Origin of the sequence: Caballeronia cordobensis (assembly GCF_001544575.2) — a bacterium.
Taxonomy (GTDB): Bacteria; Pseudomonadota; Gammaproteobacteria; order Burkholderiales; family Burkholderiaceae; genus Caballeronia; species Caballeronia cordobensis.
The window spans coordinates 47,740-64,762 of sequence record NZ_FCNY02000025.1; the positions used below are offsets into that span (position 1 = coordinate 47,740).

Annotated in this window: 17 protein-coding genes; 13 read left to right on the top strand and 4 right to left on the bottom strand. The window is 64.5% G+C overall.

Annotated elements, in window-relative coordinates:
* Positions 1-18 precede the first annotated feature (18 nt).
* On the bottom strand, positions 19-303 hold the full coding sequence (gene lptM / locus AWB70_RS32570; protein ID WP_041730715.1) for an LPS translocon maturation chaperone LptM: 285 nt from the start codon (positions 301-303) through the stop codon (positions 19-21).
* A gap of 35 nt (positions 304-338) precedes the next feature.
* On the opposite strand from lptM, the gene cyaY reads away from it, so the two are divergent.
* On the top strand, positions 339-656 hold the full coding sequence (gene cyaY, locus AWB70_RS32575) for an iron donor protein CyaY (RefSeq protein ID WP_014192456.1): 318 nt from the start codon (positions 339-341) through the stop codon (positions 654-656).
* Between the two features lie 53 nt (positions 657-709).
* Here cyaY and AWB70_RS32580 read toward each other — a convergent pair whose 3' ends face one another.
* Positions 710-3,118: a penicillin-binding protein 1A gene (locus tag AWB70_RS32580; protein ID WP_014192455.1), complete on the bottom strand. Its 2,409-nt coding sequence runs from the start codon at positions 3,116-3,118 to the stop codon at positions 710-712.
* 251 nt (positions 3,119-3,369) lie between these two features.
* On the opposite strand from AWB70_RS32580, the gene pilM reads away from it, so the two are divergent.
* The 12 genes from pilM (at position 3,370) to ugpQ (ending at position 15,431) form a co-directional block, all read left to right on the top strand.
* Entirely contained in the window at positions 3,370-4,371 is a 1,002-nt protein-coding gene (gene pilM / locus AWB70_RS32585) for a type IV pilus biogenesis protein PilM (RefSeq protein WP_053568878.1), read from the top strand.
* On the top strand, positions 4,368-5,039 hold the full coding sequence (locus tag AWB70_RS32590) for a PilN domain-containing protein (protein ID WP_053568877.1): 672 nt from the start codon (positions 4,368-4,370) through the stop codon (positions 5,037-5,039). The genes pilM and AWB70_RS32590 overlap by 4 nt, the downstream gene beginning before the upstream one ends.
* Positions 5,036-5,905, top strand: a complete 870-nt coding sequence (gene pilO / locus AWB70_RS32595; protein ID WP_053568876.1) for a type 4a pilus biogenesis protein PilO — start codon at positions 5,036-5,038, stop codon at positions 5,903-5,905. The genes AWB70_RS32590 and pilO overlap by 4 nt, the downstream gene beginning before the upstream one ends.
* The gene (locus tag AWB70_RS32600; protein ID WP_053568875.1) at positions 5,902-7,431 is read left to right on the top strand and encodes a type IV pilus secretin PilQ; all 1,530 of its coding nucleotides are present in this window, start codon (positions 5,902-5,904) and stop codon (positions 7,429-7,431) included. Before pilO ends, AWB70_RS32600 begins: the two co-directional genes overlap by 4 nt.
* Positions 7,432-7,525: 94 nt before the next feature.
* Positions 7,526-8,071, top strand: coding sequence for a shikimate kinase (locus AWB70_RS32605; RefSeq protein WP_053568874.1), 546 nt, complete (start codon positions 7,526-7,528; stop codon positions 8,069-8,071).
* A 16-nt stretch (positions 8,072-8,087) separates the two neighbouring features.
* Positions 8,088-9,164 carry a 3-dehydroquinate synthase gene (aroB, locus tag AWB70_RS32610; protein ID WP_053568886.1) on the top strand — a complete coding sequence of 359 codons (1,077 nt, stop codon included), beginning with the start codon at positions 8,088-8,090 and terminating at the stop codon, positions 9,162-9,164.
* A gap of 44 nt (positions 9,165-9,208) precedes the next feature.
* Positions 9,209-10,429, top strand: a complete 1,221-nt coding sequence (locus AWB70_RS32615; RefSeq protein ID WP_053568873.1) for a deoxyguanosinetriphosphate triphosphohydrolase — start codon at positions 9,209-9,211, stop codon at positions 10,427-10,429.
* A 45-nt stretch (positions 10,430-10,474) separates the two neighbouring features.
* Positions 10,475-11,800, top strand: coding sequence for a sn-glycerol-3-phosphate ABC transporter substrate-binding protein UgpB (gene ugpB, locus AWB70_RS32620; RefSeq protein WP_053568872.1), 1,326 nt, complete (start codon positions 10,475-10,477; stop codon positions 11,798-11,800).
* Positions 11,801-11,850: 50 nt separating this feature from the next.
* Entirely contained in the window at positions 11,851-12,735 is an 885-nt protein-coding gene (gene ugpA, locus AWB70_RS32625) for a sn-glycerol-3-phosphate ABC transporter permease UgpA (protein WP_053568871.1), read from the top strand.
* Positions 12,732-13,577, top strand: a complete 846-nt coding sequence (gene ugpE, locus AWB70_RS32630) for a sn-glycerol-3-phosphate ABC transporter permease UgpE (protein WP_014192445.1) — start codon at positions 12,732-12,734, stop codon at positions 13,575-13,577. The genes ugpA and ugpE overlap by 4 nt, the downstream gene beginning before the upstream one ends.
* Positions 13,578-13,580: 3 nt before the next feature.
* Positions 13,581-14,657: a sn-glycerol-3-phosphate import ATP-binding protein UgpC gene (locus AWB70_RS32635; protein WP_053568870.1), complete on the top strand. Its 1,077-nt coding sequence runs from the start codon at positions 13,581-13,583 to the stop codon at positions 14,655-14,657.
* An 18-nt stretch (positions 14,658-14,675) separates the two neighbouring features.
* On the top strand, positions 14,676-15,431 hold the full coding sequence (gene ugpQ, locus AWB70_RS32640) for a glycerophosphodiester phosphodiesterase (protein ID WP_053568869.1): 756 nt from the start codon (positions 14,676-14,678) through the stop codon (positions 15,429-15,431).
* Between the two features lie 4 nt (positions 15,432-15,435).
* On the opposite strand, the gene AWB70_RS32645 is transcribed toward ugpQ, so the two are convergent.
* Both AWB70_RS32645 and AWB70_RS32650 read right to left on the bottom strand, forming a co-directional pair.
* The gene (locus AWB70_RS32645; RefSeq protein ID WP_041730713.1) at positions 15,436-15,813 is read right to left on the bottom strand and encodes an ElaB/YgaM/YqjD family protein; all 378 of its coding nucleotides are present in this window, start codon (positions 15,811-15,813) and stop codon (positions 15,436-15,438) included.
* A 296-nt stretch (positions 15,814-16,109) separates the two neighbouring features.
* A complete protein-coding gene (locus tag AWB70_RS32650; RefSeq protein WP_014192441.1) occupies positions 16,110-16,835 on the bottom strand; it encodes an OmpW/AlkL family protein in 726 nt (241 codons plus the stop codon).
* Positions 16,836-17,023: the final 188 nt, after the last annotated feature.

Below are 17,023 nucleotides of genomic sequence, written 5' to 3' on the forward strand. Positions count from 1 at the left end.
GGCGTTGAGACTAGCGGATCAATAAGCGGACGATGCGGCTTTCGGCGCCGATGCAGCGTTGGGACTCGTCTTGAGGTCCGTCTCCGGCGACAGCGAAAGCGGCTCGCCCGAGGTATCCGGCACGCTGCCCGGAGCGGCAGTCGAAGGCGGCGTATTCTGGAGAGAGGCGGGACGTTGAGGTAGCGGAGGCACTGACGGCATATAGAGCGGACCGCGTTGCCCACAACCGCCGAGTGAGACTGTAGCCGCGGCGCTTAAGCTCAAAGCCGCTACAATCGCGCTCATCCTGAAAACGACTCGCATGACCGTCCCTATACGTTTAATCGATGGAGTTTAGCATGACAGACCAGGAATACCTGACGCTGGCGGAGGCCGCGCTGACGGCCATCGAGCGCGCGGTGGACGCAGCCGACGCCGATATCGAATTCGAGCGCAGCGGCAATGTGCTCACGCTCGAATTCGAGAATCGCACGAAAGTGATCGTCAACCTGCAGCCGCCGAAGCACGAAATCTGGCTCGCCGCGAAGGCGGGCGGATTCCACTACAAGTATGTCGATGGCGCATGGCGCGATACGCGCGACAACAGCGAATTCTTCGCCACGCTGAGCAAGTATTCGACCGAGCAGGCCGGCGAGCCGATCCGCTTCAAGGCGTAAAAAAAGCGAGCGGATCTTTCGACCCGCTCGCTTCGGTTCTTGCCAGGGCGCGCTTACTGCCCCTTGAACAGATTCATGATGTCCTGCTTTTCCTGTTCGCCGACTTCGGGCGCGGGAGCCGTCACGCCGGATACCCCGTCCTGCGGCGGCGCCTGACTCACGCCGATCGTCGCGACGAAGCCGTGGCCCGGCGTCATGTCGTCGTAATACAGTTCGCTGCCGAGCGAGGCGATATCGGGCGGCATCATCGGCTTGTATTCGGGCACACCCTTCAACGCGCGGCCCATGTAATCCATCCACACCGGCAGCGCGAGACCGCCGCCCGTTTCCTTGTCGCCGAGACTGCGCGGGTTGTCGTAGCCGATCCACGCGATCGCCACCAGCGTGCGCTGATAACCGGCGAACCATGCATCGCGCGAATCGTTCGTCGTACCGGTCTTGCCGGCGAGGTCGCCGCGCTTCAACTGATTCGTCTTCGCGCCGGTGCCGTGCTGCGCGACGCTCTGCAACAGGCTGTTCATGACGAACGCGTTGCGCGGCGTGATCGCGAGCGGCGCGCTTTGCTGGGCGACGAGCGGCTGCGGATGCGAGACGACGCGGCCATACGGATCGGTAATGTCGGCGATCAGATACGGATTCACGCGATAACCGCCGTTCGCGAACACCGCATAGCCGGCCGCCATTTGCAGCGGCGTGACGAGACCGGCGCCGAGCGCCATCGGCAGATAGGCGGGGTGACGGTCCGCGTCGAAGCCGAAGCGCGTGATGTACTGCTGCGCGTACTTCGTGCCGATATGGTTCAGGATGCGGATCGACACCATGTTCTTCGAGCGCTGCAGGGCCGAACGCATGCTCATCGGGCCATCGAAGCCGCCGCCGTAGTTCTTCGGCTCCCACGCCTGCCCGCCGGTCTCGGCGGCGCTGAAGAAGAGCGGCCCGTCGTTGATGATGGTCGCCGGCGAAAGTCCCTTTTCGAGCGACGCCGAATAGATGAACGGCTTGAAGCTCGATCCCGGCTGACGCCACGCCTGCGTGACGTGATTGAACTTGTTCTTGTTGAAGTCGAAGCCGCCGACGAGCGCGCGGATCGCGCCGTCCTGCGGGACCATCGAAATGAACGCGCCTTCGACTTGCGGCAGTTGCGTGATGACCCAGTCGCCGCCGTCGTCCTTCATGAGACGCACGATCGCGCCGGGGCGAATGCGCGCGTTCGGCTGCGCTTTCGTACTGAGCGCGAACTGCACGAAGCGCAGATCGTTGCCGGCAATCGTCGCCGTATTGCCGTCGATGAAGCTCGCCTTCACTTCCTTCGGGCTTGCCGACGTCACCACCGCCGCGACGATCTCGCCGTTGTCGGGATGCTCGGCGAGCGCGTCGTCGATGGCTTGCTCGCGGTCGTCGGCATCCGCCGGCAGATCGATATAGCCTTCCGGCCCGCGATAGCCATGCCGGTGCTCGTAGTCCATCAAGCCTTTGCGCACCGCGCGATACGCGGCGTCCTGATCGCCGGAGTCGATCGTCGTCACGACGTTCAGGCCGCGCGTGTACGCTTCTTCGCGATACTGCGCGTACATCATCTGGCGCACCATTTCCGCGACGTACTCCGCGTGCACGCTGAACTCGCGGCCCTGTCCCTTCACGACGAGCGCCTGTTTCACCGCCTGCTCGTACTGGTCCTGCGTGATGAAATTCAGCTCGCGCATGCGTTGCAGGATGTACTCCTGCCGCACCTTCGCGCGTTTCGGATTGACGACCGGGTTATACGCGGAAGGCGCTTTCGGCAGGCCCGCGAGCATCGCGGCTTCGGCGAGCGAAACGTCCTTCAGATCCTTGCCGAAATAAACGCGCGCGGCGCTCGCGAAGCCGTAGGCGCGCTGCCCGAGATAGATCTGATTCATATAGACCTCGAGAATCTGATCTTTCGTCAGCGCGCGCTCGATCTTGTACGCCAGCAGCATCTCGTAAATCTTGCGCGTGTAGGTCTTTTCGCTCGACAGGAAGAAGTTGCGCGCGACCTGCATCGTGATCGTGCTCGCGCCCTGCGAGGCGTGGCCGTTGGTCAGCGCGACCGAGCCCGCGCGCAGGATGCCGGTGAGATCGACGCCGCCGTGATCGTAAAAGCGCGCGTCTTCGATCGCGAGGACCGCTTTTTTCAGATGATCGGGCACGTCCTGAATGCGCACGACGCTGCGGCGCTCCTCGCCGAATTCGCCGATCAGAACGTGATCGGCCGTATAGATGCGCAGCGGCACCTTCGGCTTGTAGTCCGTGAGCGCCTCCAGCGAAGGCAGGTTCGGCATCGCGACGACGAGCGCGTAGCCGAGCACGAGACCCGCGCAGACGACGAGGGCGAATACGCTGACGAAAAATGCGAGGAGAAGCCGCGCCCACCACGGGCGCTTGGCTTTCTTCTGCCCTTCGGGCGGCGTGGACGGCGGGTTGGTCGGGGAAGAGGATTGCATAGCACCACCAAAAACAATCTCGCGATTATAGCTGCCCGGGTTTAGGAGAATTCCGGTCGGGTTCTGGCGCGCGCGGCCGTCGCGCGTGCCTGCCGTTATCTTCACGATACGCGCGATCCGGCCCGCGAGCATGCGGAACTCGCGAGCGCTGGCCGTTTGGCTGAGTGTTCGCAGCGGATCACGCTCGCGACAATTCTTTCCGATCAGGCGCCCGAACGGTTCGGTGCGCGATTGAATGGAAGGAGTCGGTCATGAGTAAGGAAAACGCGTTGCGCGGCGCGATGCTGACGGTCACGCGGCGCTATGCGGCGGGCATCGACGTGAGCGAGGACGCCGTGCGCATCGCGGTCGTCAGCAGGCGATTGCGCGCGAATGCGACGGTGTGCGTCGAGCATCTGGAATCGGTGGCGTTGCCCTCGGGCGCGGTGATCGACGGCGATTTCGTCGATCGCGCGGCCATTGTGAGAGCGCTGCGCGAGGCCTTCGCGCGCCTGCCGGAAAGCGGCGCGTGGCGGGCGCTGCGTTGCGCGATGGGCTTGTCCGCGTCGGCGACGCTGACGACGCGGGTTCCGCTCGCCCGCCTGATGGACGTGCACGATCACTTCGCGGGCAACATCGGCGGCGATCCGCGCGGCCTGCTCGAACCGGCCGTGCTGGCGGAGGCGGAACGCGCGACCGGCATTGAGCGCGGCGCGCTGGCGGTCGACTGGTCCGTGCGGGCCCGCGAGGACGGCGAGGCGCAAATCGCCATCGCGGCCACGGCGCGGCGGCACGTCGAGGCGCGCGTCGAAACGGCGGCGGAAGCGGGCATTGCGCTGTCGGCCATCGACGGAGAGCCGGCCGCCGCGTTGCGCGCGATGCGCCATGCCGCTTCGACCGAACTCGACCCCGACGCGCGCTATCTCGTCTGCTGGCTGGAAAGCACTGGCTTGCACGGCTGGCTCGTCGGCTCGCGCGGCGTCGAAAACGAGATCCGCTACCCCGCGCCGGAGCATCGAAGCATCTCCGATGCGCTGCACGATCTCGTCGGCCAGGACGCGCCGCTCGATTGCATCTACGTGGGCGGGCAGATCGAATTGCTGGCGCACGCGTGCGTTCCGCTGCCCGCGCTCGGCAAGATCTTCGGCTGCCCGGCGCTGCCGTTCGAGGCCGCGCCGTATTGCAACGGCGCGCCCGACGTTTCGTCCGCAAACAAGCATTCGCCGCGTTTCGCCGTGGCGTTCGGCCTTGCTCTGCGCGAGGTGATGCAATGAACGCGGCCATGCTCGATGGATTCAATCTGCTGCCGTATCGCGCGCGTAGACGCCGTGAGATGCGGCGTCAGCGGCTCGCGCTGCTCGGCGCGCTGAGCCTGGCCGGTTGCGCGGCCATCGGCGCCGTGGCCGGCTGGGACGCGTTCGAGCGCGCGCGGATGGACGAGCGCCGCGTGGCGCTGGAGACGTCGCTGCGCGCATCGGGCGCGCAACTCGACGAGCACGCGCGGCTCCTGCGCGCCGAAGCCGACCGGCGGCGCGGGCGCGAGGCGGCGCAGCCGCTGGCCTTGCCGCGCGCGCGTTTTCTCGCGCTCCTCGAAGCGCTGGCGGACGCGCCGCCGCAACGCGGCATCGCGCTGCAACGCGTGTCGCAGCGAACCAACGAGGTCGAACTGGCCGCGCTCGCGCCCGATTCGCGAGCCGCCGCGCTCTGGCTCAAGCGGCTGGAGGGGCTGAGCGGCGTGCAATCGGTGGAAGTGATCGAGATGAAGCGCCGCGCAGACGCGGCCCCTTCAGGCAGACGGGTTGCCTCGACGCCCGCCGATGAGCGTCCGGCGCATTTCGAGTTCGTCGCGCTCGTGCGTTACGCGTCGGATCGTTCGCGGGATCAGGCCGCGGCGCGGCAGGCGCGGCCCCTATTGGCGACCGCGCGGGGGAGCCGGCCATGAGCACGATGCTGATGAATCTCCCCGCCGGGAAGCCATCGCGCGGCGCGCACGCCATCATGCGTCCGCTCGATGAATGGTCGTGGCTTCGCACCGCGTGTGTCGCCGTCGCATTGGGCGCGCTCGTGTTCGGCCTCGGGCTACGAGCGTGGCGCATGACCGACGCGAGCCAGCTCGAAGCGAGCCGCGCCGCGTTGACGGCGGCTCAAGCGAAGGCGCAGGACATGGGGCGCATCGCCGAAGCGCTGCCCGGGCTGCGTGCGCGGGCGGCATCGGGCCGGCTGGAGCCGGAACACTGGAGCGCCGCGGACGCGTTGCGCGCGGTGGCCGATCTCGCCGCGCAGAACGGATTGCGCGTGACGAGCATCGAGCCAGTCGCGACCCAAAGCGCCGATCCGAAAGCGCGCGAGCCGTTCCCGGAGCGCGCGCTCAAACTGCGCGCCGACGGCGCCTTCGGGGAAATGCGACGTTTCCTCGACGCGCTCGCCGGGCTGCCACGGCTCGTCGTGCCCGAGAACGTGCAGATCAGGCGGCAGGCCGCCGCGCTCGCCGTCGAAGCGACGCTGCGCATCTACGAGACACTGCCCGCCGTAGCGCCTGCCGCGACGCCACGCGCGAACGCGTTCGTGGTCGATCCCTTCGGCGGCGCGGAGGCGGCCATGCAGGGCGGCGACCTGTTGCTCGTCGGCACCTTCGTTGGACGCCGCCGCGTCATGGCGCTGCTGCAAAGCGGCCGCGATTCCGACGCCTTCGCGCCGGGGCAAAAAATCGGCGACGAATGGCTCGGGCGCATCGTGCCGCGCGAGGTCGAACTCGCCGGCAACGATGGCGTCGCGCGCAAGCTGAGCTTCGCGGAGGATCGCAAGTGAGCGGGTTTGCGCTGTTTTTACGAAGGGTCCTCGCGCCGGGAGCGGCGGCGCTGTTGCTTGCGCATGCGTCGCTGGCCGCCGAAAACGCCGACTCTGCCGATAACGCCATTGCGCCGCTGCCGCCGCTGCCCGCATTGCTCGATGCGCAGCCCGCGGACCAGCTCGCGATCGACCCGGCTCCGCCGCCGCCTGCGGCGCTGACCGCGGCCGGGAAGCCTGCGGCGGAAGCCGTATCGGAAGCGGCATCGGAACCGCTCGAAGGTCCGCCGGTACCGCTGCCCAAGCCCCAACGCCTGAGCGGCGAGCAGAACGCCACCAACGACGGCAAGCCGATCACGCTCGACCTGAAGAATGCCGACCTGAGCGCCGCGCTGCATGCGTTCGCGCGCTTCACGGGCCTGAATATCGTCGCGAGCGAGAAGGTGCGCGGACAGGTGTCGATGAATCTCGTCGCCGTGCCGTGGCGGCGCGCCTTCGACACATTGCTCGAAGTCAACGGCCTGGCGATGGAGCAGCGCGGCAACCTGATCTGGGTCGCGCCCATCGCGGAACTCGCCGCGCGCGAGAAGCTGCGCTTCGAGGCGCACGCGCGCGCGGCGGAACTCGAACCGCTCGCGAGCCGTACGTTCGTGCTGCGCTACGCGCGCGCGGAAGATCTCCGCAAGATGCTGACCGGCTCGGGCACTCAGCGCGTGCTGTCCAAGCGCGGATCGGCGATGGCCGATGCGCGCACGAATCTGCTCTTCGTCACCGATCTCGACGCGCGCATCCAGCAGATCGGCGAGCTGATCGCGCTGCTCGACAAGCCGATGCCGCAGGTGATGATCGAGGCGAAAATCGTCGAGGGCGAAGCGGGGCTGTCGCGCAATCTCGGCGTGAAACTGGGCGTCGCGGCGCAGGGCGATCCGGCGCGTGGGCTCGCGGGCGGCAAGGACGGTGTGGTATACGATCTGTCGGCGGGGCCGATCAACGGCTTCGACGCGGCGACGGCCGGGCTCACGCTGTTCGTCGCGCAGGCCACGCGGCTGCTCAACATCGAACTGAGCGCGCTGGAGTCGGAAGGGCGTGGGCAGATCGTTTCGCGTCCGCGCGTCGTGACGGCGGACAGGGTGAAGTCGGTCGTCGAGCAGGGCATGGAGGTGCCGTATCAGGCGAAGGTCGGCAACGGCATGTCGGGCGTGCAGTTTCGGCGCGCAACGCTCAAACTGGAGGTCGAGCCGCAGATCACGCCGCATGGCCACGTCATCCTCGATCTCGACATTACGAAAGACAGTCTCGGCGAGCAGACGGCGAACGGCCCGGCCATCCACACCAAGCACGTGCAGACGCGCGTGGAAGTGGAAAACGGCGGGACGGTCGCGATCGGCGGCATTTATTCCGACGACGCGCGCGACGACGTGACCGGCGTGCCTGGATTGTCGAAACTGCCGCTGATCGGCTGGCTGTTCCGCCACGACGCGCGGCGCAGCTCGAAAAGCGAGCTCGTCATACTGATTACGCCGCATGTGCTCCCGAGCGGCGGTTGAGGCCGGCCGCACAGGCGGCGCGACTCGACAAAGCGGGCGGTTTGCCCTTAAGCTGCCGCACGAACAAATTGCATCGAACTGGAAGGAAACCGAGTTGCAGGAAGGGCACGCGAACGCGAACATTTTTTTCGTCGGACTCATGGGGGCGGGTAAAACCACCGTGGGCCGCGCGGTTGCGCGCCGTCTGCAGCGCTCGTTCATCGATTCGGATCTGGAGATCGAGGCGCGCACGGGCGCCCGCATCCCGGTGATCTGGGAACTCGAAGGCGAGGCAGGCTTTCGCCAGCGCGAGGCGAACGTCATCGACGAGCTGTCACAGCGAAACGGCATCGTGCTCGCCACAGGCGGCGGCGCGGTGCTTCGCCCGGACAACCGCGAACATCTGAAGAATCGCGGCATCGTCATCTATCTGCGCGCAAATCCGCACGATCTCTGGCAGCGCACGCGGCGCGACAAGAATCGCCCGCTGCTGCAGACCGAAGATCCGCGCGGCAAGCTCGAAGCGCTTTTCAAGACGCGCGATCCGCTTTATCACGAATGCGCGCACTTCGTCGTCGAAACGGGGCGGCCGACCGTGAACGCGCTCGTCAACATGGTCCTGATGCAACTGGAGGTGGCCGGCGTCGTCAAGCCGGCCTGAAGATCACATGTCCGCCATGAATACAGTCAACGTCGAACTGGGCGAGCGCGCCTATCCCATTCATATCGGTGCGGGCCTGATCGGCCGCACGGAACTTTTCGCGCCGCATATCAAGGGCGCCTCCGTGGCGATCGTCACGAATTCCACGGTCGATCCGCTTTACGGCCAACAGTTGCGCGTGGCGCTCGAACCACTCGGCAAGAAAGTGACGACGGTCGTCCTGCCCGACGGCGAAGCCTACAAGAACTGGGAAACGCTCAACACGATCTTCGATGCGCTCCTGACCGGGCGCGCCGACCGCAAGACGACGCTGATCGCGCTCGGCGGCGGCGTCGTCGGCGACATGACGGGCTTCGCGGCGGCATGCTACATGCGCGGCGTGCCTTTCATTCAGGTGCCGACCACGTTGCTTTCGCAAGTCGATTCGTCGGTCGGCGGCAAGACGGGCATCAATCATCCGCTCGGCAAGAACATGATCGGCGCGTTCTATCAGCCGCAAGCCGTAATCGCGGATATCGGCGCGCTATCCACGCTGCCCGAGCGCGAACTGGCCGCGGGCATCGCCGAAGTCATCAAGACGGCCGCGATCAAGGACGCCGGTTTCTTCGAATGGATCGAAGCGAATATCGACGCGCTCAATCGTCTCGACGAAGACGCGCTCGCGTATGCGGTGAAGCGCTCGTGCGAGATCAAGGCGTCGGTGGTGGCGTCGGACGAGCGCGAAGGCGGGCAGCGCGCGATCCTCAATTTCGGGCACACGTTCGGCCACGCGATCGAGGCGGGCCTCGGCTACGGTGAATGGCTGCACGGCGAGGCGGTTGGCTGCGGCATGGTGATGGCGGCGGACCTGTCCGTGCGCCTCGGCAAGCTCGACGAAGCCGCGCGCCAGCGTCTCGTGCGCGTGATCGAAGCGGCGAAGCTGCCGGTCACGGCGCCCAGGCTCGGCGACGACCGCTACGTCGATCTGATGAAGGTCGACAAGAAAGCGGAAGCCGGCGAGATCAAATTCATTCTGCTGACCCGCTTCGGCGCGACCGAGATCACGAGCGCGCCCGATCAGGCCGTGCGCGCGACGCTCGCAGCCAGCGTCTGATCCGCGCAAGCGGCGGCCAGAACCACGACGAAGCGGAGCAGCCGGTGAGCGAAAAAGAACAGCAACTTCCGCCAGGCGCGCCGTCATCGCTCGCGCTCGAAGCGCATCTCGCGCCATATGCCGCGCACTCGTCGCAATCGCGCGGACGGCGCTTTCACGAATCGCCGCCCGCCGCGCGCACCGAGTTCCAGCGCGACCGCGACCGCATCGTGCATTCGACCGCGTTTCGCCGGCTCGAATACAAGACGCAGGTCTTCGTCAATCATGAAGGCGACCTGTTTCGCACGCGCCTCACGCACAGTCTCGAAGTTGCGCAGATCGCGCGGTCGGTGGCGCGCAATCTGCGGCTGAACGAAGATCTCGTCGAAGCCATTTCGCTCGCGCACGATCTCGGCCACACGCCGTTCGGCCATGCCGGACAGGACGCGCTGCACGAATGCATGCGCGATCACGGCGGCTTCGAGCACAACCTGCAAAGCCTCGCGGTGGTCGATCAGCTCGAAGAGCACTACGGCGCGTTCAACGGCCTGAACCTGTGTTTCGAAACGCGCGAAGGCATTCTCAAGCATTGCTCGCGCGAAAACGCGCGCCGGCTCGGCGATCTCGGCGAACGCTTTCTCACGGGCAAGCAGCCTTCGCTCGAAGCGCAGATTGCGAATGTCGCGGATGAAATCGCGTACAACAATCACGATGTCGACGACGGCCTGCGCTCCGGCCTCATCACGCTCGAACAGCTTTCCGAAGTGAGCCTGTGGCACACGCATTTCGACGCCGCGCGCGCCGATTACCCGAACATCGAAGGGCGCAGGCTGATTCATGAAACGATCCGCCGCATCATCAATACGCTGATCGTCGATCTGATCGAGTCGACGAACCGCAATCTCGAACGCGTCGCGCCGCAATCGCTGGAGGACGTTCGCAACGCACCGTCGCTCGTTGCGCATACCGATGAAGTCGCGGCTCAGGCGGCGCAGCTCAAGCGCTTCCTGTTCAAGAATCTGTACCGGCACTACCGCGTGATGCGCATGGCGAACAAGGCGAAGCGCGTCGTGACGGGCCTTTTCGAAGCCTTCACCGACGACCCGCGTCTCTTGCCGCCGGCGTATCAGGCGCGTTTGCCGGTGGCGGAGGAATCGGCCAACGATGCGCCTTCATTGAGCCATGACAGCTCGCAGGCGCGCCTCATCGCGCATTACATCGCGGGCATGACGGACCGCTATGCATTAAAAGAGTATCAACGCCTGTTTGTCATCGACAACAACTAAGATCGCGCGTTTTGAAGCGCGAATCGTCTAAAAGGAGACTCATCGATGAGCCGCAAGCCCTTGTTCCGCTCGATCCCGGCGGCCGCCGTTCTCATGTTCGGCGCGGCCACCGCCGCGCACGCCGCGACGGAAATCCAGTTCTGGCACGCGATGGAAGCCGCGCTCGGCGAGCGCGTGAACGATATCGCCACCGACTTCAACAAGTCCCAGAGCGATTACAAGATCGTTCCCGTGTTCAAGGGCACGTATGACCAGACGCTCGCCGCGGGTATCGCGGCCTATCGCAGCGGCAACGCGCCCGCGATCCTGCAGGTCTACGAAGTCGGCACCGCAACGATGATGCAGGCGAAGAAGGCCGTCATTCCCGTCTCCGATGTCTTCAAGCAGGCGGGCGTGACGCTCGACGAAAAGGCGTTCGTGCCGACCATCGCCGGCTATTACAGCGACGCGAAGACCGGCCATCTAATCTCGATGCCCTTCAACAGTTCGACGCCCGTTCTCTACTACAACAAGGACGCGTTCAAGAAGGCCGGTCTCGATCCCAACCAGCCGCCGAAGACCTGGGCCGACGTCGAAGCCGACGCGAAGAAGCTGAAGGCCGCGGGTTATTCGTGCGGTTATTCGTCGGGATGGCAAAGCTGGATTCAGCTCGAAAACTACAGTGCGTGGCATGCCGCGCCGTTCGCGACGAAGAACAACGGCTTCGATGGCCTCGACGCCAAGCTCGAGTTCAACAAGCCGCTGCAGGTCGCGCACATCACGTTCCTGCAGAAGATGGCGAAGGAAGGCAACTTCACTTACGTGGGCCGCAAGGACGAGCCGGTGTCGAAGTTCTATAGCGGCGACTGCGGGATCATCACGAACTCGTCGGGCTCGCGTGCGACCATCGCCAAATACGCCAAGTTCGATTACGGCGTCGGCATGATGCCGTACGACGCGAACGTGAAGGGCGCGCCGCAGAACGCGATCATCGGCGGCGCGAGCCTGTGGGTGTTGTCGGGCAAGGATCCGGCCGTCTACAAGGGCGTCGCGAAGTTCCTCGCGTATCTGGCGACGCCGGAAGTCGCCGCGAAATGGCATCAGGACACGGGTTATCTGCCGGTCACGCAGGCGGCCTACGAGCTGACGCAGAAGCAGGGCTTCTACGACAAGAATCCGGGCGCGGACATCGCCATCAAGCAGATGATGAACAAGCCGCCGCTGCCGTACACGAAGGGCCTGCGCCTCGGCAACATGCCGCAGATCCGCACCATCGTCGATGAAGAGCTCGAACAGGTCTGGGCGGAAAAGAAGACGCCGCAGCAAGCGCTCGACGCATCGGTGCAGCGCGGCGACGAACTGTTGCGCCGCTTCGAGAAGACCGGCAACTAACACGCGCGCGCCCGCGTTTGCCGCGCGGGCGCCGGTTAAGGATCTAGCGCATGGAAAAACGCTCTCGTTTCGATACGAGCGTCTTGCCGTATCTGCTCGTCGCGCCGCAACTCGCGATCACGGCGCTGTTCTTTCTGTGGCCCGCGGGCGAGGCGCTCTGGCAGGCCACGCAGAGTCAGGATGCGTTCGGCACGTCGAGCGAATTCGTCGGATTGGCGAACTTCAAACAGCTTTTCGCCGATCCGCTGTATCTGTCGTCGTTCAACACGACGATGATCTTCTGCGCGCTCGTCACCGTGTCCGGGCTCGTGATCTCGCTGCTGCTCGCCGCGTGTGCCGATCGCGTGACGCGCGGGGCGAAGGCGTATCAGACGCTGCTCATCTGGCCGTATGCGGTCGCGCCTGCGATCGCGGCTGTGCTGTGGTCGTTTCTGTTCAATCCGAGCATCGGGCTCGTGACTTACGCGCTCGCCAAGCAGGGCATCGTCTGGAATCACGCGCTCAACGGCACGCAGGCAATGTTCCTCGTCGTGCTCGCCTCCGTCTGGAAGCAGGTCAGCTACAACTTCCTGTTCTTCTATGCGGGGCTTCAGGCGATCCCGCAATCGCTGATCGAAGCAGCCGCCATCGACGGCGCCGGCCCCGTGCGGCGTTTCTTCGGCATTGCGTTGCCGCTCCTGTCGCCGACGTCTTTCTTTTTGCTCGTCGTGAATCTCGTCTACGCGTTCTTCGATACGTTCCCTGTCATCGATGCCGCGACCGGCGGCGGTCCCGCGCAATCGACCAAGACGCTCATCTACAAGATTTTCGCGGAAGGTTTCCAGGGGCTCGACATCGGCAGTTCGGGCGCGCAGTCGGTCGTGCTCATGGCGATCGTCGTTGGGCTGACGATCGTGCAGTTCCGTTTCGTCGAACGCAGGGTGCAATACTCATGATCGAAAACCGCCGCGGCTTCGATATCTTCTGTCATGCGGTGCTGCTGCTGGGCGTCGCGCTGATCGTGTTTCCCGTGTACGTCGCGTTTTGCGCGGCCTCGATGAACTCGAAGGAAGTATTCAGCGTGCCGCTTTCGCTCGTGCCGAGCTCGCATCTCTTCGAGAACATCGCGCATATCTGGACGCGAGGCAGCGGCAATGCGGCGGCGCCGTTCGGCCTCATGCTGATGAACAGCCTCGTGATGGCGCTCGTGATCTCGATCGGCAAGATCACGGTGTCGATCATCTCCGCGTACGCGATCGTCTTCTTCCGCTTTCCGATGAAGAACCTCGCGTTCTGGTTGATCTTCATTACGCTGATGCTGCCGGTCGAAGTGCGTATCTTCCCGACGGTCGAAGTCGTTTCGTCGATGCATCTGTCGAACACCTATGCCGGGTTGACGCTGCCCTTGATCGCCTCCGCGACCGCCACGTTTCTCTTCCGGCAGTTCTTCATGACCTTGCCCGATGAATTGATGGAAGCGGCGCGCATCGACGGCGCGGGGCCGCTGCGCTTTTTCTGGGACGTCGTGCTGCCGCTTTCGAAGACGAACATTGCGGCGCTTTTCGTCATCACCTTCATCTACGGCTGGAATCAGTATCTCTGGCCGATTCTCATCACCAATCAGGTGTCGCTGCAAACGGCGGTGGTCGGCATCAAGAGCATGATCGCGTCGGGCGATACCGCGACGGAATGGCACTACGTGATGGCCGCGACGCTGCTCGCCATGCTGCCGCCGCTTGCCGTCGTACTGACGATGCAGCGCTGGTTCGTGCGCGGCCTCGTCGATTCCGAGAAATAACACATGGCTGCGTTGAATCTGAAAGGCGTCAAGAAAACGTACGACGGCACGAACTACGTGCTGCACGGCATCGATGTGGCGATCGAAGACGGCGAGTTCGTCGTGATGGTCGGCCCTTCGGGCTGCGGCAAGTCCACGCTGCTGCGCATGGTCGCGGGTCTCGAGTCCGTGTCCGACGGCGCAATCGAAATCGGCGGCAAGGTCGTGAACAAACTGGAGCCGAAGGATCGCGACATCGCGATGGTGTTTCAGAACTACGCGCTCTATCCGCACATGAGTGTCGCGCAGAACATGGCGTATGCGCTCAGAATCGGCGGTTTCGAGAAGAAGATCATCGAGGAACGGGTGACGAACGCTGCGCGCATCCTCGAACTCGAACATCTGCTTGCACGCAAGCCGCGCGAGTTGTCGGGCGGACAGCGGCAGCGCGTCGCGATGGGCCGCGCGATCGTGCGCGAGCCCGCGGTGTTCCTGTTCGACGAGCCGCTTTCGAACCTCGACGCCAAGCTGCGCGTGCAGATGCGCCTCGAAATCCAGCGGCTGCATGCGCGTCTTGCGACGACGAGCCTGTACGTCACGCACGATCAGATCGAGGCGATGACGCTTGCGCAGCGCGTCATCGTCATGAACAAGGGGCATGCCGAGCAGATCGGCGCGCCGACCGAAGTGTACGAGCGTCCGGCGACGGTGTTCGTCGCGAGTTTCATCGGTTCGCCCGCCATGAATCTGCTCGAAGGGCGCATGTCGGAAGATGGCGCGACTTTTGTCGTCGCTGGCGACGGGCCTTCGCTGCCCTTATCCGGCGTCAGCAGCGCATTGCACGGGCGCGAGTGGATCATCGGCATTCGCCCGGAACATATGACGCCGGGCGCGGACGCCGCGGCAAGCGTCACGCTCGACGTCGATTCGGCGGAACTGCTCGGCGCGGACAATCTCGCGCACGGCAAGTGGGGCAAGCACGATGTGGCGGCGCGCTTGCCGCACGAGCACCGGCCGCAGCGCGGCGAGCGCCTGAGCGTGTCGTTGCCCGCGCGGCATCTGCATTTCTTCGATCCGTCCACCGGCCTGCGCGCGAATTAAAGGAAAGGAGTCGATGCGATGAGAACCTGGCCTTATCCCGCGATCGTCGCGCATCGCGGCGGCGGCAAGCTCGCGCCCGAGAACACGCTCGAAGCCATCGACGTGGGCGCGCGTTTCGGCCACACGATGATCGAGTTCGACGCGAAGCTCTCCGCCGACGACGTCGTCTTTCTGTTGCACGATGACGCCGTGGATCGCACATCGAACGGCCGCGGCGCGGCGAAAGCGCTGACCTATGCGCAGTTGCGCGCGCTCGACGCGGGCTCGTGGTTCGGCGCGGAATTCGCGAACGCGCGCATGCCGACGCTCGCGCAAGTCCATGAGCGGTGCATGCAGCATGGGCTCGCGGCGAACATCGAGATCAAGCCGAGTCAGGGTCGCGACGTGGAAACGGGCGTGCTCGTCGCGCGCGAGGCGGCGCGCCTGTGGGCGGACGCCGAAATCGCGCCGCTGTTGTCGTCGTTTTCGTATGCGGCGCTCGAAGCCGCGCGCGATATCGCGCCGACGCTGCCGCGCGGCATGCTTTATGAACGCGTTCCCGAGAACTGGCGCGCGCAGACGGCGGCGCTGGCGTGCGTGTCGCTGCACGCGAGCCATCGCGCGCTCGATGAAGCGCTCGTCGCGCAAATCAAGGATGCGGGCTTGCGCATCCTCGCCTACACGGTGAACGATCCGGCGCGCGCGCGTCTGCTCGCGCAGTGGGGCGTCGATGCAATCTGCACGGATCGCATCGACATCATCGGCGCGGACTTTCTGGATGCGCCGCCGGGCTGAGACGTCAGCGCACGCGCGCGAGCAGCACGCCCGCGACGAGCGCCAGCCCGCCGACGAGCACGATCGTCTGCCAGGGTCTTTCGTGGATGTAGGCGTCGGCGTCTTCGAACACGGCGCCCGCGCGCTGGCGCAGCGCGGCATGCGTGTCGTTCAGTCGTGCGCGCGCGCTGTCGAGGCGCTCGCCGATTTGCGCGCGTAGCGCGGCGGCATCGGCCGATGTGCCTTCGGCCAGCGTGCTCTCGAGTTCGCTCAGGAGCGTACGGAGTTCGGAGCCGATATCTTCGGCTGCTTCACGGCCATGACGCGCCATGCGGCGCGCGCGGCGGCTCGTCGTGCTCCATGAATCTCCGATGGCGTCTCGCGTATTAGGCAGTGCGTTCATAGATCGCTCCGTCGATGGATGAATCGTGGATGGCCCGCGCAATCGCTGCGGGGAAACTCATCATGCAGCAAATTCGATGCCGACGCTTCGTCATTGCGCAATACCTTGTGAGCGCGATCGTGGCGCGCCGTTTCAGATATAGGCACGTAAGAACTGCAAGCTATTTCTTCCCGTGACGGTCACATTTACAAGGCGCGAATACAAAAACGCCGACATGAATGAATCATGCCGGCGTTTTCTTTCTTTTCGCGCTGGCAACGAATAATCGACGCTAGTTGCCCGCGAACAATTTCAATTTAGAAGCGATAGCCTACGCGCAAATACGTGACGATCGGGTTGAGCGTGATTTTCGCTTGCGACTGGACATTCAGCGTGCCAACGGGCGTTTGCGCCTGCGTGTTCAACTTCGCCGTGGCCTTCAACGGAATGAACGACACGGAGAATCCCGCGAACCAGTGTTCTGTGAAATTGTACGTCGCGCCGACATTAAACACGGGCGCCCACGAACTATCCGTGTCGACGGTGGTCGGACCATGCAGGACCGAGCCTTCGAACTGCTGGTTCGTGATTTGCGCGTCGGTGAACCAGGTGCGCGTCACGCCAATACCAACGTACGGACGGAACTTCGCCTGAGGAGCATTGAAGAAGTATTTGAACAGCAGCGTCGGGCTCCATTGCTTCGCGCTGCCGAGCGTGCCGAACCGCTCGAGGTTGCCGGTGCCCTTCAGGTCGAAGGTAGGCGGAATGCCCATCTCGAGTTCCGCGGCGATGTGATCGGTGGCGAAGTAACCTACGGTGAAGCCGGCCGTATCAGCGCTGGAAATGCCGGCGCCCGTGCCGGGAACATCGATATTGACCGGAGATCCGCCTACACTTGTTTCTTTGAGCGGACCGCTGCTGTCTTGCGGGGCAAAGTGAAACCAGCCTCCAGTTACGTAGATGGACCCAGCAGATTGCGCATGTGCCGCCGTTGACACACACGCTAATGCCGCGATCCCCGTGATGACTTGTTTTATTTTCAATTTGTGCTCCTCCGAAAAAGCACGCTCATTATGAACACAACATTTCACATTAACCATAGCGGTGCCGTAGAGCATTTTCCCTAGGGCAAAGAGCGGCTTTGGGGCCTCGTTGCACGGCGCTTGCATGTGTTTCGTCCATGCCGCCGCAACGGCTCCGAGAGGCCCCCGAACGGGGTAACACAAACGCG